At 66.0% G+C, this 22,958-nt stretch carries 23 protein-coding genes; 4 read left to right on the forward strand and 19 right to left on the reverse strand.

Annotation, left to right across the window (positions count from 1 at the left end; all coding sequences use genetic code 11):
- Positions 1–26: 26 nt before the first annotated feature.
- From AQ12_RS02310 to petA, 4 genes are all read right to left on the reverse strand, one after another.
- The gene (locus AQ12_RS02310; RefSeq protein WP_048438227.1) at positions 27–638 is read right to left on the reverse strand and encodes a glutathione S-transferase N-terminal domain-containing protein; all 612 of its coding nucleotides are present in this window, start codon (positions 636–638) and stop codon (positions 27–29) included.
- 95 nt (positions 639–733) lie between these two features.
- Positions 734–1,492, reverse strand: a complete 759-nt coding sequence (locus AQ12_RS02315; RefSeq protein ID WP_048438228.1) for a cytochrome c1 — start codon at positions 1,490–1,492, stop codon at positions 734–736.
- Between the two features lie 17 nt (positions 1,493–1,509).
- Positions 1,510–2,955, reverse strand: a complete 1,446-nt coding sequence (locus AQ12_RS02320) for a cytochrome bc complex cytochrome b subunit (protein ID WP_048438229.1) — start codon at positions 2,953–2,955, stop codon at positions 1,510–1,512.
- 7 nt (positions 2,956–2,962) lie between these two features.
- Positions 2,963–3,565 carry a ubiquinol-cytochrome c reductase iron-sulfur subunit gene (gene petA, locus AQ12_RS02325; RefSeq protein WP_048438230.1) on the reverse strand — a complete coding sequence of 201 codons (603 nt, stop codon included), beginning with the start codon at positions 3,563–3,565 and terminating at the stop codon, positions 2,963–2,965.
- Between the two features lie 136 nt (positions 3,566–3,701).
- On the opposite strand from petA, the gene mscL reads away from it, so the two are divergent.
- Positions 3,702–4,136 carry a large conductance mechanosensitive channel protein MscL gene (gene mscL, locus AQ12_RS02330; protein WP_048438231.1) on the forward strand — a complete coding sequence of 145 codons (435 nt, stop codon included), beginning with the start codon at positions 3,702–3,704 and terminating at the stop codon, positions 4,134–4,136.
- Here mscL and pdxA read toward each other — a convergent pair.
- Positions 4,133–5,179: a 4-hydroxythreonine-4-phosphate dehydrogenase PdxA gene (gene pdxA, locus AQ12_RS02335; RefSeq protein WP_048438232.1), complete on the reverse strand. Its 1,047-nt coding sequence runs from the start codon at positions 5,177–5,179 to the stop codon at positions 4,133–4,135. The two genes, mscL and pdxA, sit on opposite strands and share 4 nt — an antisense overlap.
- Positions 5,176–5,934, reverse strand: coding sequence for a Nif3-like dinuclear metal center hexameric protein (locus AQ12_RS02340; protein ID WP_048438233.1), 759 nt, complete (start codon positions 5,932–5,934; stop codon positions 5,176–5,178). The genes pdxA and AQ12_RS02340 overlap by 4 nt, the downstream gene beginning before the upstream one ends.
- 64 nt (positions 5,935–5,998) lie before the next feature.
- On the opposite strand from AQ12_RS02340, the gene AQ12_RS02345 reads away from it, so the two are divergent.
- Both AQ12_RS02345 and AQ12_RS02350 read left to right on the forward strand, forming a co-directional pair.
- A complete protein-coding gene (locus AQ12_RS02345; protein ID WP_048438234.1) occupies positions 5,999–7,264 on the forward strand; it encodes a diguanylate cyclase domain-containing protein in 1,266 nt (421 codons plus the stop codon).
- Positions 7,265–7,354: 90 nt separating this feature from the next.
- Positions 7,355–8,512 carry a S1C family serine protease gene (locus AQ12_RS02350; RefSeq protein ID WP_048438235.1) on the forward strand — a complete coding sequence of 386 codons (1,158 nt, stop codon included), beginning with the start codon at positions 7,355–7,357 and terminating at the stop codon, positions 8,510–8,512.
- A gap of 29 nt (positions 8,513–8,541) precedes the next feature.
- Here AQ12_RS02350 and AQ12_RS02355 read toward each other — a convergent pair whose 3' ends face one another.
- Together AQ12_RS02355 and AQ12_RS02360 are read right to left on the reverse strand one after the other, a co-directional pair.
- On the reverse strand, positions 8,542–9,864 hold the full coding sequence (locus tag AQ12_RS02355) for a HAMP domain-containing sensor histidine kinase (RefSeq protein ID WP_053076524.1): 1,323 nt from the start codon (positions 9,862–9,864) through the stop codon (positions 8,542–8,544).
- A complete protein-coding gene (locus AQ12_RS02360; RefSeq protein ID WP_238587626.1) occupies positions 9,861–10,520 on the reverse strand; it encodes a response regulator transcription factor in 660 nt (219 codons plus the stop codon). Before AQ12_RS02360 ends, AQ12_RS02355 begins: the two co-directional genes overlap by 4 nt.
- Positions 10,521–10,622: 102 nt before the next feature.
- Here AQ12_RS02360 and AQ12_RS02365 point away from each other — a divergent pair, with 102 nt between their 5' ends.
- The gene (locus tag AQ12_RS02365; RefSeq protein ID WP_048438236.1) at positions 10,623–11,921 is read left to right on the forward strand and encodes an NAD(P)-binding domain-containing protein; all 1,299 of its coding nucleotides are present in this window, start codon (positions 10,623–10,625) and stop codon (positions 11,919–11,921) included.
- A 26-nt stretch (positions 11,922–11,947) separates the two neighbouring features.
- On the opposite strand, the gene AQ12_RS02370 is transcribed toward AQ12_RS02365, so the two are convergent.
- The 11 genes from AQ12_RS02370 to AQ12_RS02415 form a co-directional block, all read right to left on the reverse strand.
- Complete coding sequence (locus tag AQ12_RS02370) at positions 11,948–13,156, reverse strand: tetratricopeptide repeat protein (RefSeq protein ID WP_053076525.1); 1,209 nt, start codon at positions 13,154–13,156, stop codon at positions 11,948–11,950.
- On the reverse strand, positions 13,153–13,596 hold the full coding sequence (locus AQ12_RS02375) for a cytochrome c-type biogenesis protein (protein ID WP_048438237.1): 444 nt from the start codon (positions 13,594–13,596) through the stop codon (positions 13,153–13,155). The genes AQ12_RS02370 and AQ12_RS02375 overlap by 4 nt, the downstream gene beginning before the upstream one ends.
- 1 nt (position 13,597) lies before the next feature.
- Positions 13,598–14,128 carry a DsbE family thiol:disulfide interchange protein gene (locus tag AQ12_RS02380; RefSeq protein WP_048438276.1) on the reverse strand — a complete coding sequence of 177 codons (531 nt, stop codon included), beginning with the start codon at positions 14,126–14,128 and terminating at the stop codon, positions 13,598–13,600.
- A 5-nt stretch (positions 14,129–14,133) separates the two neighbouring features.
- Positions 14,134–16,110, reverse strand: coding sequence for a heme lyase CcmF/NrfE family subunit (locus AQ12_RS02385; RefSeq protein ID WP_048438238.1), 1,977 nt, complete (start codon positions 16,108–16,110; stop codon positions 14,134–14,136).
- A complete protein-coding gene (gene ccmE / locus AQ12_RS02390) occupies positions 16,107–16,556 on the reverse strand; it encodes a cytochrome c maturation protein CcmE (protein ID WP_048438239.1) in 450 nt (149 codons plus the stop codon). Before ccmE ends, AQ12_RS02385 begins: the two co-directional genes overlap by 4 nt.
- Before the next feature lie 12 nt (positions 16,557–16,568).
- A complete protein-coding gene (gene ccmD / locus AQ12_RS22370; RefSeq protein WP_082151368.1) occupies positions 16,569–16,739 on the reverse strand; it encodes a heme exporter protein CcmD in 171 nt (56 codons plus the stop codon).
- Positions 16,736–17,503, reverse strand: a complete 768-nt coding sequence (gene ccmC, locus AQ12_RS02395) for a heme ABC transporter permease CcmC (RefSeq protein ID WP_048438240.1) — start codon at positions 17,501–17,503, stop codon at positions 16,736–16,738. The genes ccmD and ccmC overlap by 4 nt, the downstream gene beginning before the upstream one ends.
- Positions 17,504–17,510: 7 nt before the next feature.
- A complete protein-coding gene (ccmB, locus tag AQ12_RS02400) occupies positions 17,511–18,185 on the reverse strand; it encodes a heme exporter protein CcmB (protein ID WP_048438241.1) in 675 nt (224 codons plus the stop codon).
- Positions 18,182–18,802: a heme ABC exporter ATP-binding protein CcmA gene (gene ccmA / locus AQ12_RS02405; RefSeq protein WP_048438242.1), complete on the reverse strand. Its 621-nt coding sequence runs from the start codon at positions 18,800–18,802 to the stop codon at positions 18,182–18,184. The genes ccmB and ccmA overlap by 4 nt, the downstream gene beginning before the upstream one ends.
- A complete protein-coding gene (locus tag AQ12_RS02410) occupies positions 18,792–20,981 on the reverse strand; it encodes a tol-pal system YbgF family protein (RefSeq protein WP_048438243.1) in 2,190 nt (729 codons plus the stop codon). The genes ccmA and AQ12_RS02410 overlap by 11 nt, the downstream gene beginning before the upstream one ends.
- A gap of 30 nt (positions 20,982–21,011) precedes the next feature.
- Positions 21,012–22,958: cytochrome c3 family protein (locus AQ12_RS02415; protein WP_048438244.1), on the reverse strand; the 1,947-nt coding region annotated here is incomplete at its 5' end.

Consider the following 22,958-nt stretch of genomic DNA (forward strand, 5'->3'; position numbering starts at 1 on the left):
CTGCTACCGGCTGAAAGCTGGAACGCTTACTTGCGCATGACCTTTTCGGACGGCGTGAGCGCTTCGATGTAAGCCGGGCGCGAGAAGATGCGCTCCGCGTATTTCAGCAACGGCGCCGCATTCTTGGAGAGTTCGATGCCGTAGTAATCCAGGCGCCACAGCAAAGGGGCGATCGCGACGTCGAGCATCGAGAAGTTGTCACCCAGCATGTACTTGTTCTTGAGGAACACCGGGGCGAGCTGCGTCAGGCGATCGCGAATGTGCGCGCGCGCTTTCTCCAGCATCTTCTCGTTGCCCTTGGATGCCCGCGACTCCAGCGTGCTCACATGAACGAACAGTTCCTTCTCGAAGTTGAGCAGGAACAGGCGCACGCGTGCACGGTCAACCGGGTCGCCGGGCATCAGCTGGGGATGCGGGAAACGCTCGTCGATGTACTCGTTGATGATGTTCGACTCATACAGGATCAGGTCACGCTCGACCAGGATGGGCACCTGCCCATACGGGTTCATGACGTTGATGTCTTCCGGCTTGTTGTACAGGTCGACGTCACGGATCTCGAAGTCCATGCCCTTTTCGAACAGCACGAAACGGCAACGGTGGGAGAAGGGGCAGGTGGTTCCCGAATACAGCACCATCATGATGGAGGCTCCTAAATCAAAGTGAAAACACGGTCGGGCGAAAGCCGGACCGTGCTCATGGGCGCGAAACCGGCTTTATGGGCCGGACCGCGTTGTCAGTGGATATCTTTCCAGAAGGCCGCGTTCAGTCTCCAGGCGATCACAGTAAAGATGCCGAGGAAGATCAGCACCCAGACGCCAACACGCACACGCGTGTTCTGCGACGGCTCGGCCATCCATTGCATGTAGCCGACGAGGTCGCCCACTGCCTGGTCGTATTGCAGGGGGGTCATGGTGCCAGGCGTGATCTGCTTCCAGCCCGTGAGAACCTTGGTGTCGTGGCCATGGACCTTTTGCGTCTCGAAAATCGGTTGGCGCTCACCCTGGAGCTCCCACAGGACGTGCGGCATGCCGACGCTGGGGAAGGCCAGGTTGTTCCAGCCCGTGGCTTTTTCCGGGTCGCGGTAGTAGGTGCGAAGGTAGGTGTAGAGGTAATCAGCGCCGGTGCCACCGTGACCCGCACGCGAGCGCGCAACCAGCGTCAGGTCTGGCGGATTCGCGCCGAACCATTCCTTGGCCTGCTTCGGGTCGATCGCGGCTTTCATGGTTTCGCCAACCTTGTCGGTCGCGAACAACATGTTTTCCTTGATCTGCTGCTCGGTCAGGCCGATGTCCGTCAACCGGTTGTAGCGCATGAACGCTGCAGAGTGGCAGTTCAGGCAATAGTTCATGAACAGCTTGGCACCGTTTTGCAGCGCAGGCAGGTCATTGGTCTTTTGCGGCGCCTTGTCCCAGACGACGGTGTCACCGCCTGCAGCTTGAGCGCCGGCGGCAAATCCGAATGCCACGAGGAGAGTGAGGATGATTTTTTTCATTGTCATGTCTCGCTGCTTCAGTGACCAGCGAAGGTGATGCGATCAGGCACGGTCTTGAACGTGCCCTTGCTGCTCCACCACGGCATCAGCAGGAAGAAGCCGAAATAGAAGATCGTGCCGGCCTGCGAGATGCGCGTGCCCAGATCGGTCACCGGCTGCACGCCGTAGTAGGCGAGCACGATGAAGTTGACGACGAAGACGCCGTAAACCCACTTGTGCCAGTCGGGACGGTAGCGGATCGACTTCACCGGGCTCTTGTCCAGCCAGGGCAGGAAGAACAGGATGATGACCGCGCCACCCATCACCAGCACGCCCCAGAACTTGGCGTCAATGCCTTCGAGCAGACGCACACCGGTGAAACCGAAGGCGCCGAACATCCACAGGAACGCGAATGCGACCACCAGCAGCGCGGCCTTGATGGCCGCTGCAGCTCGCGTCTTGAGCAGAACGAAGCCCACCGACACCACCAGGATCGCCGAGAGGACATACATCATCTCGGTGGTGATGGCACGCAGCATCGAATAGAACGGCGTGAAGTACCAGACCGGTGCGATGTGCGCTGGCGTCTTGAGCGGGTCGGCCGGGATGAAGTTGTTGTACTCCAGGAAATAGCCGCCCAGCTCAGGCGCGAAGAAGATGATGGCGGTGAAGACCATCAGGAACACGCCGACGCCGAAGATATCGTGCACCGAGTAGTACGGATGGAAAGGGATGCCGTCCATCGGCGTGCCGTCCGGGTTGCGAGGCGCGTTCGGACCCTTGATCTCGACACCGTCAGGATTGTTGGAGCCGACATCATGCAAAGCCAGGATGTGCGCGGCCACCAGGCCCAGCAGCACCAGCGGCACGGCGATGACGTGGAAGCTGAAGAAGCGGTTCAGCGTGGCGTCGCTCACCACATAGTCACCGCGAATCAGCAGTGCGAGGTCAGGGCCGACGAACGGGATGGCCGAGAACAGGTTCACGATGACCTGGGCGCCCCAGTACGACATCTGGCCCCATGGCAGCAGGTAGCCCATGAAGGCTTCGGCCATCAGCACCAGGAAAATCGCGCAGCCGAAGACCCAGACCAGTTCACGCGGCTTGCGATAGCTGCCGTAGATCAGGCCCCGGTACATGTGCAGGTACACGACCACGAAGAATGCCGAGGCCCCGGTCGAGTGCATATAGCGCACCAGCCAGCCCCAGGGCACGTCCCGCATGATGTACTCGACCGACTCGAACGCCTTGGCGGCGTCCGGCTTGTAGTGCATCACCAGGAAAATGCCGGTGACGATCTGGATCACCAGCACCAGCAGTGCGAGCGAGCCGAAGAAGTACCAGAAGTTGAAATTTTTCGGAGCGTAGTACTCCGACAGGTGGTTCCTGTAAGCGGCCCCGGCCGAAGGGAACCGGTTGTCGAACCAGTTCGCCAGTTTGGCGCTGGCGCTCGCGTTGGGAGAGATTTCCTTGAATTCAGCCATGTGACCCTCAAGCCTTCGAGTTCTTGTCTTCGCCGATCAGCAGGCGGGTGTCCGAAAGGTACATGTGCGCAGGCACTTCCAGGTTGTCGGGCGCGGGCTTGTTCTTGAACACGCGGCCGGCGACGTCGAACGTGGAACCGTGGCATGGGCACAGGAAGCCGCCTTGCCAGTCATCGGGCACCGAAGGTTGCGGGCCGGGCTGGAGCTTGTCGGAAGGCGAGCACCCCAGATGCGAGCAGATGCCGACGCCAACCCAGATTTCGGGTTTGATCGAGCGATGCTGGTTGCGCGCGTATTCGGGAGTGGGATAGGCCTTGCGCTCGGAATTGGGGTCCGCCAGCTGCGGCTCGGTCTTGGCGAGCGACGCCAGCTGCTCGGGCGTGCGCTTCATGATCCAGACGGGTTTTCCGCGCCATTCGACGGTGACCTTCTCGCCCGGCTTGAGGGCCGAGATGTCCACTTCCACCGCGGCGCCGGCGGCCTTGGCTTTTTCGGAGGGCAGGAAGCTGCTGACAAAAGGAGTGGCGACGAAAGGGGCCGCAACTGCGCCGGCACAACCAGACGCAATCAGCCACGTCCGTTTGCTGGCGTCCACTGGGGTGTCACTCATGGGGGTCCTCGAGGAATCGCTTATTGGAGTCAACCGTCGATTGTAGCGGAGCGCTTCTCGCCCATTCAAATGCACAGCACGCTACCGGTCGGTTCTGGCTTGACGCATACTCCGCTCCACTGATGAGGAGACCAACATGGGAATGATGCAGGAGTTCAAGGAATTCGCCGTCAAGGGCAACGTGATGGATCTCGCCGTCGGCGTGATCATAGGCGCGGCCTTTGGCAAGATCGTCGATTCGCTCGTGGGCGACATCATCATGCCGATCATTGGTTCGATCTTCGGCAAGCTCGATTTTTCCAGCCTGTTTGTCGTGCTCGGCCAGGTGCCCGCAGGCACAGCCATGACACTCGACGCGCTGAAGAAAGCGGGCGTTCCGGTGCTGGCCTACGGCAGCTTCATCACGGTCGCGGTGAACTTCATCATCCTGGCGTTCGTGATCTTCATGATGGTCAAGCAGGTCAACCGCCTGCGCCGTACCGAACCGGTTGCGCCGGCCCCGGTCGTGACGCCCGAAGACGTCGTGCTGCTGCGCGAAATCCGCGACAGCCTGCGCGGCCGCGCCAGCTAGCCAGCCTGCGACCGGGCGCACATCCGGCGCGCCATCCGGAGCGCCTCGATGAGGCTGGACGCATCGCCTTTGCCGGTACCGGCGATATCGAAAGCGGTGCCGTGGTCGGGGCTGGTCCGAACCAGCGGCAGCCCGAGCGTGACGTTGACGCCCTTTTCCACACCCAGGTACTTCACCGGGATCAGGCCCTGGTCGTGATACATCGCGACCACCACATCGAACTCGCCTGTTGAGCCCGGCCTGGCGCGCGCCCGCATGAACACCGTGTCGGGGGCAAAGGGGCCGCTTGCGTCGATTCCCTCGGCGCGGGCCGCCTCGATGGCAGGCGCGATCACCTCGATCTCTTCACGGCCGAAGAGCCCGCCCTCACCGGCATGGGGGTTGAGCCCCGCCACACCGATCCTCGGCGCATGTCCGAGTTCGCGCGTGAGCGCTGCATGCGTGATGCGAATCGTCTGCAGCACATTCTGCGTCGACACCGCCGCAATCGCATCGCGAAGCGACACGTGAATGCTCACGAGCACCGTGCGCAGCTCGTCATTGGCCAGCATCATCCGCACCGGCACGTCCTGCACCGGTTTGCCCAGAAATTGCGCCGCCTCGTACTGAAGCAGTTCGGTATGGCCGGGGAACGTCACACCCGCAGCGAAGAGGGCTTCCTTGTGCAGGGGCGCCGTCACCAATGCGGCAATCTCACCGCGCAGGGCCGCGCGCGTGGCCCATGTCACGCACTGCGCGGCCATGCGGCCCGCTTGCGCACTGACCACACCAAGGGCCGGCAGCGATGACAAGGCATCAGCGGCCTGCAGCAGTCCGATGCAGTGCGGCGGCAAGTGCAGCGCCTCGCCTGGGTCGTCGATCACGGCAATGGGAATCTCGACTTTTCCCGGGCTGCAAACAGCGTTGGCCCCACGCCTGAGCGCTGCCAGGTCACCCGCAACGAACGCACCGCGCGTTGCATCCGGCGCGGCCCGAAAAGCCTTGACGATGATCTCGGGGCCGATTCCTGCAGGATCGCCCAGGGTGATTGCAATGGGCTTCATGCGGGATTGTCGATCTCGATGTAGGCGTGTTCGATGCCCAGTTGCGCGGCAACGTGTCCGGCGACGGCGGGCGCGCCAAAGCGCTCGCTGGCATGGTGGCCGCAGGCCAGAAAAGCAACACCACACTCCCGCGCGTAGTGCGCCTGCGGCTCCGACATTTCGCCGGTGATGAAGGCGTCGGCACCCGCCGCAATCGCGGACTCGAAATAGCCCTGCGCGCCGCCAGTGCACCAGGCGATGCGGCGAATCGGCTTGTTGCCTTGCGCCACCCACCGCACGGGCGCCCCCAGCAAGGCCTCGACGTGCGAGGCAAGCGCGGCGGCATCGGCAAATGCGCCTGCATCGCCACGCTGGCCGATGAAGCCCAGGTCCTGCTCGCCGAATCGGGCATCGGCCACCCATCCCAACTTCTGCCCGAGCTGCGCGTTGTTGCCCAGTTCGGGATGGGCATCGAGCGGCAGGTGATAGGCGAACAGGTTGATATTGTGAGCCAGGAGCAGCGACAGGCGCTGCTTCATCCAGCCGGTGATGCGTCCGTCCTGCCCGCGCCAGAACAGGCCGTGGTGCACGAAGATCGCATCGGCTTGCTGCGCGATGGCCGCTTCGATCAAGGCTCGGCTCGCCGTGACACCCGAGACGATCCGGCGCACGTCGTCGCGGCCTTCGACCTGCAGGCCGTTGGGCCCGTAATCCTTGAACCGCGCAGGCTGGAGCAGGCCGTCGAATGCCTGCAGGAGCTGTTGTGAACTTGCCATTGTTCAATTGTGTCGCACAAGCCAATAATGATTTCCAGAAGTCGGCCATCGGGAGGTTTTCGTCGTGACAGCGCTCGAACTCATGATCTGGAGCATGGCTCTGGGCGCAATCGCGTCTGTGGCGCTGGCGCGCATCGCCGATCTGATTGCACGCCCGGGTCGCGGTCAACTCCTGGGCGTGGCCTATCACCTGGTCGTCCTGCTGGGCGCACTGGTCCTGAGCAACATCACCAGTCATGTCGGCCTCACCGCAGATGGGCGTGTGACCCAGGCCCTTCAGGTGCTGGTGGGGCCGGTCTGCGTAGCACTGTCCAATTTCTGGATCCGGTCGTGGCTCAAGGCATCGCAACGCGACCGCGTCATGTCCGCCGTGCTGCGCGGCTCGGCGCTGGTGCTTCCCGTGGGTGGGGTCGCCTGCCTGGCGCTGCCGGTCCACAACCAGCTGGCAGCCGCTGCTGCGCTCTCGCTGGTTGGCGCGGCTGCCACGTTGTGGCTCACGGTTCGCGCCTGGATGCTGGGCGACCGGCTGGCCTCTGTCATGGCAGTCGGATGCTTTTTTGTGCTGCCGGCCATTGCGGGCCTGTACACCGTGGCGGCGAAAGTGGATGCAATGAGCCCGTGGCTGCACGCGCTGTTCGCGCTGAGCGCTGTCCTGGCCAACGGTTTCATCGGCTTCGTGCTGTGGCAGCGCAACCGGCAGGAGCGGCAGACCCGGCGCGAAGCCGGCAGCAGCGCATCCTCCCAGTTCGACCCTGTGACCAAGCTGCACAGCGGCATCGGCCTGGTGCAGAAACTGTTGAAGGCGCAACGCCGCCGCCGCAGGACCAGGCGCGACGGTGCGGTGATCGCCATCATGGTCTTCGACGTCGATCGCATCGCCGCGCAGCTCGGGCCTGCCGCGGTCAACGACATGTACATCGCCATCGCCAGTCGCATCCAGCGGCAGGTCGGCGTGGTCAACACGGTGGGGCGGTATTACGACCGCTGCTTCATCTCGCTGGTGGAAACCATTCCGTCACCCTCGTGGCTGCGCACGCTGGGCCTGCGGGTGGCCAGCAGCGTGCGCAAGCCCATCGAGCTGACCGGCGCCGGTGGCGAGCGGGTCCAGGTCCGGGCAGATATCGGCGTGGGTGTGGTGCACCTGTCGGGCGGCCCTGAACCGGTGGAGGATCTGCTGCACGACGCGCAGCGAATGGCAGAGGCTGCGCGCAAGGTGCTGTCGCGCGCAGCCATGCTCGACCCTGCGACCGGTGAAGTCGTGGCGGTCGAGCAAGCCAACCTCGGGCCGCGTCGGCACAGGCAGGCCCACATGGTGCCGCACGTCCTCTGAGCCGCCGCATGGCTTGCGCCATGGCCCGCGTGCGCCCCCGATCCGCGCGCGAGCCTTACACTTGCCGCAACTCATTTTTCTCCCCTCACCATGCGTCGCATCTGGCTGCTGTTTGCCCAGGCCGTTACGGTCCTGCTGGCCGCTTATTTCGTCGTCGGAACCTTGAAGCCCGAGTGGCTCGGCCGCACGCCACCCGGCATGGGCCGGGTTTCGCTGGTGGAGGCGCCCGCAGCCACTGTCTCGGGGCCGCCCCCTGCCGGCAGCTTCCGGCAGGCAGCGCAGCGCGCGTCGGCCGCCGTCGTGAGCATCAACACCAGCAAGGCGGCCGACCGCAGCCCCAAATCGAACGATCCGTGGTTCCGCTTTTTCTTCGGCGAGCAGGGCAGCCAGCCGCAGGCGGGCCTGGGCAGCGGCGTCATCATCAGCAACGACGGCTACATCCTCACCAACAACCACGTCGTTGAAGGCGCGGACGAGATCGAGGTGGTGCTGGCCGACAGCCGCAAGGTGAACGCCAAGGTGATGGGGACCGATCCTGATACCGACCTGGCCATTCTCAAGATTTCGATTGACCGCCTGCCGGTCATCACCCTGGGTAATTCAGACGCACTGCAAGTGGGCGACCAGGTGCTGGCCATCGGCAACCCGTTCGGCGTCGGGCAGACAGTCACGAGCGGCATCGTGAGCGCGCTGGGCCGCAACCAGCTGGGCATCAACACCTTCGAGAACTTCATCCAGACCGATGCGGCCATCAACCCCGGCAACTCGGGCGGCGCACTGGTGGACGTGAACGGACACCTCATGGGCATCAACACCGCCATCTATTCGCGGTCCGGCGGCAGCATGGGAATCGGCTTCGCGATTCCGGTGTCAACGGCCAAGCTGGTGCTCGAAGGCATCGTGAAAGACGGCGTCGTGCGTCGGGGCTGGATCGGCGTTGAGCCGGCGGACCTGTCGCCCGAGCTGATGGAAACGTTTGGCGTGAAGGCCAGGCGCGGCGTGCTGATCACCGGCGTGCTGCAAAACGGCCCTGCCGCCCAGGCCGGCGTGCGCCCGGGCGACGTGATCGTCGAAGTCGCGGGCAAGGAGATCGCCAATGTGTCGGAGCTGCTTTCCAGCGTGGCCGCGCTCAAGCCGGGGACTCCTTCCAGGTTCAAGGTGCTGCGCAAGGACAACGCCGAAGACCTGAACGTGACACCGGGCCTGAGGCCCAAGCCGCAGCGGCCGCCGCAATTGCAGCAGCGCTAGAGTGATGCGCCAGGGCGGATGCGCTGGCTTCAGGGCGACCCGACCGAGCCGCCTTTCGGCTCTTCCCGCTCCCACAGCCTGAAGGCCACGACAAAGCCGTGAGTTCCCTGGGGCGCTGGCTCCAGGCGCAGCGAACCGTGGTGGGCCTGCGCCACCAGGTGTGCCAGCTTCAGGCCGAGCCCGGACTGCGACTCGCCGTCCATTTCTGCCAGGCTGGCCTGCAGCACGGCGCGCCGTTCGTCACTGACGCCGGGACCATCGTCCTGAAGAATCAGGCACTGGACCCTGCCCTCTGCCTGCAGGCTCAGCCAGGCCGTGCGGGCGCCGTGCCGTACCGAGTTGTCCAGCAGGTTTGCGAGCGCGGCACTCAGCAGTCCGACATCCGCTCGAAGCAAACCCGAGCCGCGCACCTGCAGGTCAATGTCGTCCATCGGCAGGCGCGCGGCCAGGTCGGACAGCAACACAGGCGCCAGCTCCAGCTCAGTGCCGGTTCTAAACAGGGCCAGCAAGGAGGCAACGACACGTTTGAGCCGCTGCACCTCGGCGCGTGCCTTGACGATGCGGGGTCGGGCGTCATCGCCGACCTCGCGCTGGGCCAGCGCAAGTTGCGCATCCATGCCTGCCAGCGGCGTGCGCAGGGCATGCGCAGCGTGCGCACCGAAGGCCTGTTCGTTGAGCACACGCCGGGCCAGGCGCGCACCGAGATCCCGGGTGGCCGCGCGCACATCGGCTGTTTCGGCTCGCGTGGACTCTGGCAGCGCGGTTGCCGCAAGCAGCGGATCGTAGGTCTTGATCTGCCGCGTCAAATCACGCAGCGGACGCAGGCCTGCCTCAACGCGGTTGCGCATGACCAGGATGAACAGCAGGCTCACGCCCAGGGCGCTGAGGGCCACGAAGATGGCGGCCTCATAGCGCGACTCGGCCCGCTCTGACCGCGTTTGCGCCACGTACAGGACCTGCTGGGGCTCCGGCAGGGCCATGGCGTAAGCCCGCCAGCCGTCGGGCGTGTCGGACAGGCCCGGCACGAACACAGGCATGAGCGGCGTCGATGGGGCCATGTGCGATCGGCGCATCACCAGCCCCTGCGCGCCAACGACCTGCCAGATCATGTGTTCGACATGGGGCGGCGCCGGCAGCACGCCGTCCTGCGCCTCGTCGGGCAGCAAGGCATGCACCGAAATCATCCCGTAGACCACCTCGGCCGACTCGCGCAGCGCGTCGTCCATCAGCTCTTGCACCTCATGCTGGACGCCCCAGACAACGACCAGCACGATCGCCAGAAGCCAGCCCACGCTGACCAGGGTGAGCGTGCGCGAGAGTTCGCCCTGCAGCGTTGGCAACGGGCGCGTCATCGAGGCACCCTGTAGCCCAGGCCGCGCAGGGTTTCAATCACGGTGCGACCCAGCTTGCGTCGCAGGTTGAAGACATGGACCTCCAGCACGTTGCTTGCCAACTCCCCTTCCACCCCGCACGAAAGGGCCTCAAGGTCGGACTTGGAGACGACCCGGCCCGCCCGCGCGGCCAGCGCCTCCAGCAGCAGCCACTCACGGGCCGTCAGCTCGACCCGAACGCCATTGCGCCAGGCACATCTGGCGCTCATGTCCAGTTCGACTTCATCGTTCAGGCGAACGCGCGGCGCACCCTGGCAAACCGCGCGCCGGCGAAGCGCCCGCAGCCGGGCAGCCAGCTCCTCGGGCTGGAACGGCTTGACCATGTAGTCGTCGGCGCCACAGTCCAGGCCCTTGATCCGGTCCCCGAGCAGGTCGCGCGCCGTCAGCATGATGATGGGCGTCACGCAGCCCTGCTCGCGCATCTGCCGTATCCAGTCGACACCCGATGCATCGGGCAACTGCCAGTCCACCAGCAGCGCGTCGTACGGCTCGCCCAGGACCGTCCGGCAGTCGGGCAGGCGCGTGAACCAGTCGACCAGATGACCTTCGAGGCGCAGGAACCCGCCCAGCGCCTCACCCAGCGTCTCGTCATCTTCGAGCAAAAGCAGTCGCATCATTTCTCCTGCGGCAACGCTATCACCCCCACCTTTCACCGGACTTGATCCTGCGCAAGCGCGCCCCTTAACGCCCGGTTCAGTTTCGCGTGGCACGATAGTCCGATGAACATGGAGTACCTGCTCCTGTATGGCGCAATCGCCGGTGCGGCAATCGGCGCGCACCTGCTGCTGCGTGCGCGGCGCGAGCGTGGCAACGCCGCCGCGCAGATCGAGGCCCGGCAAGCGGGCCTGAACGAGCCCGCCTCCCTGCATCCGGTCGTCAATCCGGCCCGCTGCATCGGCTCGGGCGGATGCGTCAGCGCTTGCCCCGAAGGGGCACTGGGCATCATCAATGGCCGCGCAACCCTGATCAATGCGTCTTCCTGCATCGGCCATGGGGCCTGCGCAGCGGCGTGTCCGGTTGAGGCGATCACGCTGGTGTTCGGCACCGAGCGTCGCGGCATCGACATCCCGCGGGTCTCACCGGACTTCGAGAGCAATGTGCCGGGTCTGTTCATAGCAGGCGAACTCGGCGGCATGGGCCTGATACGCAAGGCGGCCAGCCAGGGTGTGCAGGCCATCGACGCCGTGCGCCGTCGCAAGGCGGCTTCGCCCGATGAACTCGACGTGCTGATCGTCGGCGCGGGACCGGCTGGTATCGCGGCAGGGCTGGCGGCCATCGAGCACAAGCTGCGCTATCGGCTGATCGAGCAGGAGGACTCGATGGGCGGCGCGGTCTATCACTACCCGCGCGCCAAGATCGCCATGACCGCGCCGGTCAAGCTGCCGCTGGTGGGCACGGTGCGGATGACCGAGGTGTCCAAGGAGCGCCTGCTCGAGTTCTGGCACGACATCGTGCGCAAGACCGGCCTGAAGCTGCATTTTCGCGAACGTATGGAACGCATCGAGCCTGATGCCGGGAGCTTTGTCGTGCATACCTCGGCAGGCACCCATCGGGCGCGATCGGTGCTGCTGGCCATCGGTCGGCGCGGGTCGCCCCGCAAGCTGGACGTGCCCGGCGAGGAACTGCCCAAAGTCGTTTACCGGCTAGTCGATGCCGAGCAGTATCGCGGTCAGCATGTGCTGGTGGTGGGAGGTGGGGACAGCGCACTTGAAGCGGCATTGCAGTTGTCGCAGCAGCCCGGCACGACGGTGCAGCTGTCCTATCGCAGCGACGCCTTCAGCCGCGTCAAGCAGAAGAACCGCAGCGCACTGCAGCAGGCAGCCGACGACGGTCGGATCGAGCTGCTGCTGGAATCGCAGGTCGAGGCCATCGAGCCGTCACGCGTGGTGTTGAAAGGCAAGGCGGGACGCATGGCCCGGCCCAATGACGCAGTGATCGTCTGCGCCGGTGGCATCCTGCCCACGCCGCTGCTGCAGGAGATGGGCATCGAGTTCGACACCCGGCACGGCCAGGCCTAGCGGCGCCTGGCGAGGTCTGCCAAGGCTCAGGGCACCGCCCGCTCGATCACCAGCTTGAGGCCCGTGGCACCCACCGCCACCGGCTCGCTGGCGCCTTCCAGATCGCCCGGTTGCGGCTGCGCCTGACCACTCCTGCTCACCCGCGCGCTGACGATCACGCGCTGCGCCGATGACAGCTTCGCCTGCGGGCTCATGGCCAGGGTGTCGTCGAGCTCGAAGTTCATCGGAAGATCCTTCACCTGACGCCTGAGCAGCGCCAGCGGCATGCGCGCGCCATCGGCCGGCCGCGCGAAGATGAACACGGTGTCTCCGGGCTGCGCCTTTGCCATCAGCGCCGGTGCCATGCTGACGCTGCCGCTCACGCGCGCGCCCGTTGCAGCGGCAACCACCGGCGCGGGACTGGCAGGTGACACGGGGGCCGCGGGCGACACGGGAGCTGCGGGCGCAGCGCCTTGCAGTTGCCGCACATCGTCGAGCCCCGCCTGCGCCTGCTTGACCAGCGCGCTCTCGGGCGGGCCGCTCCTGACTGCCGTTTCCCAGAATCGGGCCGCCTGCGGATAGTCCTTGCGATTGAACGCCTCGGTGCCCGCCAGCAGCAGTGCCTTGGGCTGGTTGGCATCCAGGGCCAGCGCGCGCTTGACCCATTCCAACGGCGCACCGGCCAGTTTGCGGTCCTGTTGCAGTGCGAGCGCATCGGCGTAGTCGGCCATCAGGGTGGCGTCGCCGGGGCTGAGCGCGAGCGCGCGGGCATAAGCCGGCAACGATTCGGCATGCCGGCCCAAGGTGGCGTAAGAGCGGGCCAGCATGCCCCAGCCCTCGGCGTCTTCGGGCTTCGCCTTGAGCCGGTCGGCCAGCGCCTCGACCATGGCCAGCATCTGTTCATTGCCCAGGGCGTGCGGCGCTTGCGGTGCCTGCGCCTGTTGCGTGGCAGCCGTGCCTGACGCATTCGAGGCAACGGGCGCGGTCAAGGCGCCCGGTGACCCGGCCCACCAGTAGCCTGCGCCTCCGATGATGAGAATGCCGGCACCCACCGCCGACCAGAGCCCGATCGATGACCGGTCAACCGGCGCCTGGGTCACGGCTGCAACCAGCGGTCCGGCAAGCACCTGCTCGACCAGCTCGCGCTCAAGTCTCGCGCGGGTCTCCGAGTGCAGCTGGTCGGACACCATGCCGTCCTTGTGGAGTTGGTCGATATCGCCGATTTGCTGGCGCAGTCGCTGAAGTGGATGGGTCATTGCAGGTTCTCGTTGTCATCTTCAAAGGCGCCGTCGCCCAGCGCGGCGCGGCGGCGCAGGTGCCACAGCATGGCGGCCACGCCAGCCAAAAGCAGCACGATCGGCCCGAACCACAGCGGCCAGGTACTGGGACGCACGGGCGGGCGGTAGAGCACGAAGTCGCCATAGCGCGTGGTCATGAATTCAATGATCTGTGCCTCGCTGTCGCCGCGCCTGAGCATCTGGCGCACCTGCTCGCGCAGGTCGATGGCCAGGCCCGCATGCGAATCGGCAATGGTCTGGTTCTGGCAGACCAGGCAGCGCAGTTCAGCCGAGACGGCCAGCACGCGCGCCTCCAGTTGGGGGTCTGCGGCAGTCGGCGGTGCTTCGGCGGCGCGAGCGCCTGCTCCCGTCAACAGGACCAGGCACAGGGCAAGGACGACGGTGTGAATCATCTTCATCTCAGGGCCGCAGTTTCTTGAGCAGGGGCTCGATGCGTGTGGCAATCACTTCTTCGGTGAGCGCGCCGACATGCTTGAAACGCACACGGCCCTGCGCATCGATCACGAATGTCTCGGGTACCCCATAGACACCCCAGTCGATGCCGGCGCTTCCCTTTTCGTCGAAGGCCGAGGCGGTGTACGGATTGCCGAACCGGCGCAGCCATGCCTGGCCGGCAACCCGCGTGTCCTTGTAGTTGAGCCCGTAGATCGGCAGCAGCTTGCGCTGGGACAGCGCGACCAGCGTGGCGTGCTCTTCACGGCAGGCTGCGCACCAGCTGGCCCAGACGTTGAGCATCCACACCTGGCCGAGCAGGTCGTCGCGGCGCAGCATCACCTGTGCATCGTCCAGGCGGGGCAGCGCCAGTGCCGGTGCGGGCTTGTCGATGAAGGGACTGGGCACCTCGCGCGGATCGCGTCCGAGGCCCAGCCCGAGAAAGACCGCCATCACCAGGAACAGCACCAGCGGCACGACCACCTTCCATTGCTTCATCAGCGTCATGCAGCGACCCCCTGCCCCGCATCCGCGGGCACGGCTGACTTCTCGCGCACGCGACGCCGATAGCGCGCATCGCTCGCAGCCAGCGCACCACCCAGACCCATCAGGAGGCATCCACCCCAGATCCAGTCCACAAACGGCTTGATGTAGACCCGAAGGGTCCAGGAGCCATCGTCCAGCGACTCACCGAGCGCGACGTACAGGTCGCGCGTGAGTCCCGTGTCGATGGCCGCCTCGGTCATCGGGTTCTGCTGAACGCGGTACACGCGCTTTTCGGGATGCATGGTGGCCAGCAACCTGTCACCGCGCCGCACTTCAACCGTGGCACGTGCCGCCTGGTAGTTGGGGCCCTGCACGTCCTGCACACCCACAAAGCGGAACTGATAGCCCGACAAGGTCACCGTGTCGCCAGCTCGAGCCTGCACATCGCGCTCCTGCTCGTAGTTCTTGACCATGACCACGCCGATGATGAACACCGCGATGCCGCCATGGGCCAGCCACATCCCCCACTCGGCCCGCGAACGTGCACGCAGGCGTCGCCAGCGCTCGGGCCACGAGGCGCCCGGCGGCATCCACTCGGCCAGCATCGAAAAGACGATCCAGTAGGCTGCGGCAAACCCCAGCACGGCCTGCCAGCCGATACGACCTGCAGCCCACGCGCTCAACACCGCCACCATGACCGCGACGGCAAGCGCCCATCGCAGCCGCCTGACCAGCGGGGGCAGCTCGCCCTGCTTCCATCGCACCATCGGCCCGACCGCCATCAGGAACAGCGCAGGCGCCATCAGCGGCGCGAACACGGCTTCGAAGTACGGCACGCCGACCGAAATCTTGCCCAGGCCCAAAGCATCAAGCGCCAGCGGGTAGAGCGTGCCGAGCAACACGGCCGCAGTAGCGACCAGCAGCAGCACGTTGTTGACCAGCAGCAGGGTCTCGCGCGAGAACATCGCAAAGCGTCCACCCAGACCCACACGCGGCGCGCGCCACGCATACAGGCACAGCGCACCACCGACGGTCACACAGAGAAACGCCAGGATGAACAGGCCGCGCTTGGGGTCCGACGCAAACGCATGCACCGAACTCAGCACGCCCGAGCGAACCAGGAAGGTCCCCAGCAGCGACAGCGAAAAAGCAAGGATGGCAAGCAGCACAGTCCAGGCCTTGAACGCCCCGCGCTTTTCGGTGACGGCCAGCGAGTGGATCAGGGCCGTGCCCACCAGCCACGGCATGAACGATGCGTTTTCGACCGGGTCCCAGAACCACCAGCCGCCCCAGCCCAGTTCGTAGTACGCCCACCAGCTGCCCAGCGCGATGCCGAAGGTGAGGAACACCCAGGCCGCCGTGGTCCAGGGCCGCGTCCAGCGGGCCCAGCGCGAATCGAGCTCACCGCCCAGCAAGGCCGCGATGGCAAAGGCAAACGCGACCGAGAAACCCACATAACCCATGTAGAGCATCGGCGGGTGAATCACCATGCCGGGGTCCTGTAGCAGCGGGTTCAGGTCACGCCCATCGACCGGTACCGGCCAGAGCCGCTCGAACGGGTTGGAGGTGAGCAGCATGAACAGCAGGAACCCCGTCGCGACCCAGGCCAGCACGCTCAAAAGACGCACCACCATCGCGTGCGGCAAGTGACGACTGAAGCGCGCCACGCCCACCGTCCAGACCTGCAGCATGAACAGCCACAGCAACAGCGATCCCTCGTGTCCGCCCCACACCCCGGCCACCTTGTAGGCCACCGGCAGCGCAGTGTTGGAGTGCTCGGCGACATACAGCACCGAGAAGTCATCGCGCACAAAACTCGCTGCCAGCGCCACGAATGAAACAGCGACCAGCACCGCAATCACATGCGCCATCGGTCGCGCCATCGCCGCCCAGTCCGTACGCCCGCGCGCCAGCCCGACCAGCGGCAGCACGCCCTGCACCAGCGTGGCCGCCAACGCCAGCCAGAGCACCAGGTGTCCGAGCTCCGCGATCATGTGCCCGCCCCGGTGGTCTTGATCGGGCCGGCCTTGCGTGCCCGCTCCAGTGCTTCTGCGGCTTCGGGCGGCATGTAGTTCTCGTCGTGCTTGGCCAGCACTTCCTGCGCGCGAAACACGCCGTCCTTGATGCTGCCCTGGGCCACGACGCCCTTGCCTTCCTTGAACAGGTCGGGAAGGATGCCCTGGTATTCGACGGTCATCGCCTGCACGGTGTCGCTCACCCGGAAGCGAACCTGCACGCCCTCGCGGCGCACGCTGCCGGCTTCGACAAGACCGCCGACCCGAAACACCCGGCCTTTGGGCGCCTCGCCGCCATGCACCTGCGTGGGCGTGTAGAAAAACACCAGGTTGCTGCGAAAGGCATTCATCACCAGCGCCGCAGCCACACCCAGGCCCAACAGCAGGCCCGCGGCGAGCAACAGTCGTTTGTTTCGTAATTTCATGGAAGGTCGATCTCAGGATTCTTCAGGGTTGGCGGCCTGCGCCTGGCGCAATGCGCGTGCGAGCCGGCGGCGCAGCAGCCAGGGTTCGACCAGCATCAGGCCCAGCGTCAGGCCATAGGCCGGCCAGACGTAGCGGCCGTAGCCGCCGAGCTCGATCAGTGCGCCAAGGGTGGTGTAGTTCATGGCTTGCTGCGCAAGACGCCAGGTTGGGTGGTCCAGTGGTGGCCGGCCTCACGCTCGATGGCGATGGCGCGCGCGCGGGCAAACACCACCGCAAAGGCGTAAGCCCAGAACGCCAGCGTCATCAGCAGCATGGCCGTGAGCATGGTGCTGGCCATCTTGGGTGCGGCTGTCATGCTGACGGTGGCGCCCTGGTGCAAGGTGTTCCACCAGCGCACCGAAAAGTAGATCACCGGGACATTGATCGCACCCAGCAGGGCCAGCAGCGCGCCCGCATGGTCGCCGCGGCGAACATCGTCGATGCTCTCCACCAGCCCGATGTAGCCCAGGTACAAAAAAAGCAGGATCAGCTCGCTGGTCAGGCGCGCGTCCCACACCCACCACGCGCCCCAGGTCGGCTTGCCCCAGCAGGCACCCGTCCACAGCGCGACCACGGTGAACATCGCGCCGGTTGGTGCAATGGCACGTGCGAGCATCGAAGCCATGCGCACCTTCCAGGCCCAGCCCAGCACCGCCCAGAACGCCATGGCCAGGTACAGCACCATCGACAGCCACGCGGCCGGCACATGGATGAAGATGATCCGGTAGGCCTCGCCCTGCGTCGCATCGGTGGGCGCGACGACGAATCCCATCCACAGGCCCGCAACCGTGAGCGCGAACACGAGCGCCCACAACACGGGTTCGATGCTTCGCGTGACCCGGTAAAAGCGCGCAGGCGCAGCGAGGCTGAAGAAGCTCCACGGTGATCTTGCAAGTACGGCAGTCATGCGCTGGTTACTCCACGGCGATGCGCAGCGCATGTGCGATCAGCACCGGCGCCACCATCAGGGTGAGGACGAGCTGGGCACCAAGCAACGACAGGTGCGGCGCGGCCGATTGCCCCGCCTGCGAAGCCTGCACCGCACCGGTCCCAAAAATCAGAACCGGCACGCACAGCGGCAGCACCAGCAGCAAGATGAGGCTGCCAGCACTGCGCAATCCGGTTGTGAGCGCCGCGCCGATCGTGCCGACGAGGCTGAGCACCGGCGTGCCGATCGCAAGCCCCAGCGCCAGGACCGCCAGCGCCGTTTCGTCCAGGCCATACATCAGCCCCAGCAGCGGCGCGAGCACGACCAGCGGTGCACCACTGGTGAGCCAATGCGCGGCCACCTTGGACATCGCGAGCATCCACAGCGGCGTTTGCGCCAGCACCATCAGCTCCAGCGTCCCGTCTGCATGGTCCACGGCAAACAGCGCGGGCAAGGGCAGCAGCGCGGCCAGCAAGGCAGCCATCCAGACCACGCCGGGTCCGATCTCGCGCAGCAGATTGGGCTGCGGGTTCACGCCCAGCGGCTGCAATGCTGCAACCACCACAAAAAAGCCCAGCGGCAGTGCGGCCTCTCCGCGCCGGCGCAGGGCCAGGCGCAGGTCGCGCTGCAAGAGGGTCACGGCGATGGATGCAGTGGTCACGATGCGTCATCGCCTTGCAGCCAGTGCTCTCGCCGCGGCCGCTGGTCGTCGGCCCACACCAGGTGGCTGGTGAGGACGCAGGCACCGCCGCGTGCCCGGTGGTGTTCCAGCCCGATGCGCAGCTGGTTCACGCCCTCGTCGTCGAGCGCGTCGAACGGCTCGTCCAGCAGCCACAGCGGCTGGTGCTCCGCCAGGGCGAGGCGGGCCAGCGCCACTCGTCGTCGCAGGCCCTGTGACAGCGTTCGCGCAGGCCGGTGGCGGCGACTCCACAGACCCCATTGGCGCAACGCCTGTTCATGACGTGTCGCAGAAGTTTCCAGGCCGCAAAGGCGCGCCAGAAAGCCCAGGTTCTCCGCCACGGTCAGGTCGTCCTTGAGCGCATTGGCATGACCGATGTAAAGGGTCCTGAGCCCCGGTGCGCGCCACAACTCGCCTTCTTGCGGCGCAGCCAGCCCTGCCAGCACACGCAGCAAGCTGGTCTTTCCGCTGCCGTTGCGCCCGCGCAGCCAGACCGCGTCGCCGGGTGTCAGTGACAGATCCTGTCCGCTGCAGACGCGCTGGCCGCCCCGGTCGCAGCCGAGCCCGCTGGCTCGAAGCAACACGCGCTCAGAGGTCATAGCGCACGCCCAGGTAGTAGAAGCTGCGGTTGGACGATTCCTGGCGGGCGGGGCCGCTGACCTTGCTGAACTCCATGCTCAGTTCCGCTTCGAGTACCAGCTTGGCAGTGGCGCGCTTGCTCACGCGCAGGCCCGGCGCCCAGCGGCGGCTGCGCGTGCCGGTGTCATCGTTTTGTGTGTAGAAGCGCAGCGACGGCTCCAGCTGCCAGCCCTCGCCCACCTGCGATGAGTTGTTGTAGGTCAGCAGCTGGCCGCGATAGGTCGGGCCCTTGAGCAAGGTCGCCAGCAGCACGTGGGTGTCCCGGCTCGAATACAGGTTGGTGCCAATCAGCTGCAGGCCGCTGCTCCAGATGTTGCCGGTGCCCGGCTGGCCGTTGGGCAGGATGTCCACCACTGGCGCGAGCGGTCCGACATTGGTCAGCCGCACATCGAAGCCCACCTGCCAGTTGGCACTGATGGGGCGGGTGATGCTGACCATGCCCTGGGTGCTGAACGCGGTGGTGTCGCGCACCTGGTCGCGCAGCACCGGGAGCGACTGCGCCTGCAACACCTCATGAAGATTGCGCGCCTGCACTGCCAGCACCGGGTTCTGGAAGAACAGGCTGTTGCCCAGCATGAGCATCGGGGTGGACCGGCGGTCGTACAGCGCGTTGATGACCGTGTTGTCTTCCCATTGCCAGGTGGCCTGGAGCGAGGCGATGTTCAGGCCCTTGAGCAGCACGTCGTAGTCGAACATGCCCAGTGCCGTCACCGGTCCTGCCAGCAGGCGCAGCTCGGTGCCGATCGCGCGCCGGTCGGTCTCGCCGTCGATGCGCTGCTCGATCACATACACGCTGCCGCCGAAGCCCTTGAGCAGTTCATCGGCCTCGATCGATGTCCCGACAAAGCTGCGCCTGGCATCGAGCAACGAATCCGAAGGCTGGCCCGCGACTGCGTTGATGCGCCACTTGGGCATGAACCGGTAGCCGGCCTGCACGCCGTCGAATCGCCCCATCACGCCCCCGCCGGTGGGTGATTGGCGCCCCACCCTGACGTTGATGCCCTGCTGCAGCAGCTTGTAGTCGGCGTACAGCGCCGAGAGCTTGTTGCGGCTCTTGTCAGAGCGCAGCATGTCGGCGCTGTAGGTATCGCGCAGCACCAGGCGCAGTTCGCTGTCGGCGTCGCGCCTGCGCCAGTTGAGATCGACGCTGGAGATCAGCTGGCGCTGGTCGGTGCCCGACAAGGTGGCATCGCTGATCAGTTCTGGCAGGCCACTGAGCGGTGAGTCCTGGAACTCCTGGGTGCGGACTCTGGACTGCCCGCCGTAATAGAAGCTGGAGACCGACCCGCTCAGGGTCGTGGTCACGCCGGGCTTGCCCCCCTCAGCCACTGCCGGCTGCTGCGGCGCGGCAGGTGCGAGCGTCATGAGTGCCTCGCGTGCCCGCGTAGCGCCGGGCGTGCCGGGATAGAGCTTGAGATAGAGCTCGTACTCGGCGCGCGCGCGCTCCGGGTCACCCTGGCGCCAGCGGGCCAGCGCGATCAGTTCCTGCGCCTCGGCGGACTTGTCGTGGACCGGCAGTGCAAGCACCTCCTCCAGCCGCGCGATCGCAGTTGTGTGTTCACCCTGGTCGATCAGGCGGCGGGCCTGCGTCATCAGTGCAGCCGAGCGTGCCTGGTCCTCAGGCTTGAGCGGACCGGTGGAGGCCGGCGGCTGCGGCAGGGACGGTGACGGCGTCGTGCTTGCGGCCGGCACTGCGGTCCCGTCCAGCAGCGCGCCTTTGCCGCGCAGCACCAGTTCGATGCTGCGATTGCCCTGGCCGGCGCGCGCGGTGAAGGCCGTGTCCCCGAAGAATCGGAGCACCAGCTTGCGACTGCGATCGACCGTGCCGGCCGCTTCGTCGGTGACGATGAGGATGGGCGAACCCGAAGCCCCGGTGAGCCGCCGCTCGGCGGTGACCAGGCTGAGCGCATCACGGGTTGGCAGCAGGTCGTAGTACACCTGCCCCAGATCACCCGTGCGGGCAGTGACGCTGCGCAGGTACTGCACCGGCGTGACAAACCGGATCGAGACCAGTGCGTCATCACCCACGCGCCGCAGCTCGACATCGTCGATCACTTGCGCCTGCGCCCAATGGGCAAGCAGGGCAAGCGACAGGGCGGCGAGGCGGGGAAGCTTGAACAGGGTGTGGTGCTTTGGCATGGGGTGCGCTGTTGATGTGAGTGACGGGTTTCAGTCCCACTTGGAATAGGCCGCGCCTTTGGTGCCCAGCGGGCGGTGGCAGCCGGACTGGGAGCAGTCCGTGGGTACCGGCGTCGTGGTGCGGTGCGTGAGCGCCATGCGCTCCATGCCGCCGGAATAGTTGGTGCCTGTGGCATGGCACGACTTGCACCATCCGGCACCGCTACCCAGGCTCGCGTTGTGATTCATCTTGGGCGACCAGCTCGTGGTGGTGGTGTGGCAAGAGACGCAATCCATCGCGGCGCCATTGAGCAGCTGCGATTCCGGGATGTGGTTGCTCGGCTTGGCCACCGCACCCTGCGACGTGTAGCTGCCGCTGTGGCAGGTCTTGCACTGCCCGGTCACTGCCACGCTGGTGTGCAGGCGCGCGCCCGACCAGCTTGCGTAGCCGCTGCGGTGGCAGGTGCTGCAATTGGCAATGACCACGCCGGTGAGCGACTGGTAGGGGATGTGCTGCGCCGGCCTGCCGTCTGCGGGCGGGTAAGCGCCGTTGTGGCAACTCGCGCAGTCCAGCACCGGTAGCTGCGTGTGGTTCCACTTGGTGGGCTTCCAGGCGGTCGTGCCGTGGCAGGCGATGCAGTTGGTCGCGCCCACCGGGATGTGGACCGCAGGCCTGCCAGTCGCTGCGCTGCCGTTGTGGCAACTGGAGCAATTGGTGGCCACGGTGAAGGTCGCGTGATCGACCCTGGCGCCCGTCCAGGTGCTGGTGCTCTTGTGGCAGTTCTCGCACAGGGTCTGCCCGAGGTGGATGGTGGTGACCGGCCGGATCGCCAGGTGGCAGCTCGCGCATTGGTTGCTCACCGACACGCTGGCGTGCAGGCGCGCCGGGGTCCAGCTGGCAAATCCAGCCTTGTGGCAGCTGTCGCAGTTCAAGCCCGCGAGCGTGCCCACGAGCTGGTAAGGCGTGTGCGTGGCGGGCTTGCCGTCGGCGGGCGGATACGCACCGTTGTGGCAGCTGGCGCACTGGTTCACCACGGTGCTTTGCGTGTGGTTCCACTTGGTCGGCTTCCAGGCGGTCGTGCCGTGGCAGGCAATGCAGTTGGTCGCGACCACCGGGATGTGGACGGCGGGCTTGCCGGTGGCGCTGCTGCCGTTGTGGCAACTGGAGCAGTTGGTCGCAACCGTGAAGGTGCTGTGATCGACCCTGGCACCCGTCCAGGTGCTGGTGCTCTTGTGGCAGCTCTCGCATAGGGTCTGCCCGACGTGGATGGTGGTGACCGGCCGGATCGCCAGGTGGCAGCTCGCGCATTGACTGCTGACCGACACGCTCGCATGCAGGCGCGCCGGGGTCCACGACGAGTAGCCGGCCTTGTGGCAGCTGTCGCAGTTCAGTCCCGCGAGCGTGCCCACCAGCTGGTACGGCGTGTGCGTGGCGGTCTTGCCATCGGCCGGCGGAAATGCGCCACTGTGGCAGCTGGCGCACTGGTTCACCACGTTGGTTTGGGTGTGGTTCCACTTGGTCGGCTTCCAGCCGCTGGTGCCGTGGCAGGCGATGCAGTTGGTCGCGCCCACCGGGATGTGAACACCCGGCTTGCCCGTCGCAGCGCTGCCGTTGTGGCAGCTGGCGCAATTGGTGGCGGCGGTGAAGGCGGAGTGATCGACCTTGGCCGTGTTCCAGCTGCTGGTGCTGTTGTGGCAACTCTCGCAGACGGTCTGGCCCGCATGGATGGCCGTGTTCGGTTTGATGGCGGCATGGCAGCTCGCGCACTGGTTGCTCACCGACACGCTGGCATGCACGCGCGCAGGCGTCCATGACGAATAGCCCGCCTTGTGGCAGCTGTCGCAGTTCAGGCCCGCAAGCGTCCCCACCAGCTGGTACGGTGTGTGCGCAGCAGGTTTGCCATCAGCGGGGGGATAGGCGCCACTGTGGCAGCTCGCGCACTGGTTCACCACGGTGGCCTGCGTGTGGTTCCACTTGGTCGGCTTCCACCCGCTGGT

The organism is Caenimonas sp. SL110, from assembly GCF_001044395.1.
In the GTDB taxonomy this organism is placed as follows: domain Bacteria; phylum Pseudomonadota; class Gammaproteobacteria; order Burkholderiales; family Burkholderiaceae_C; genus Ramlibacter.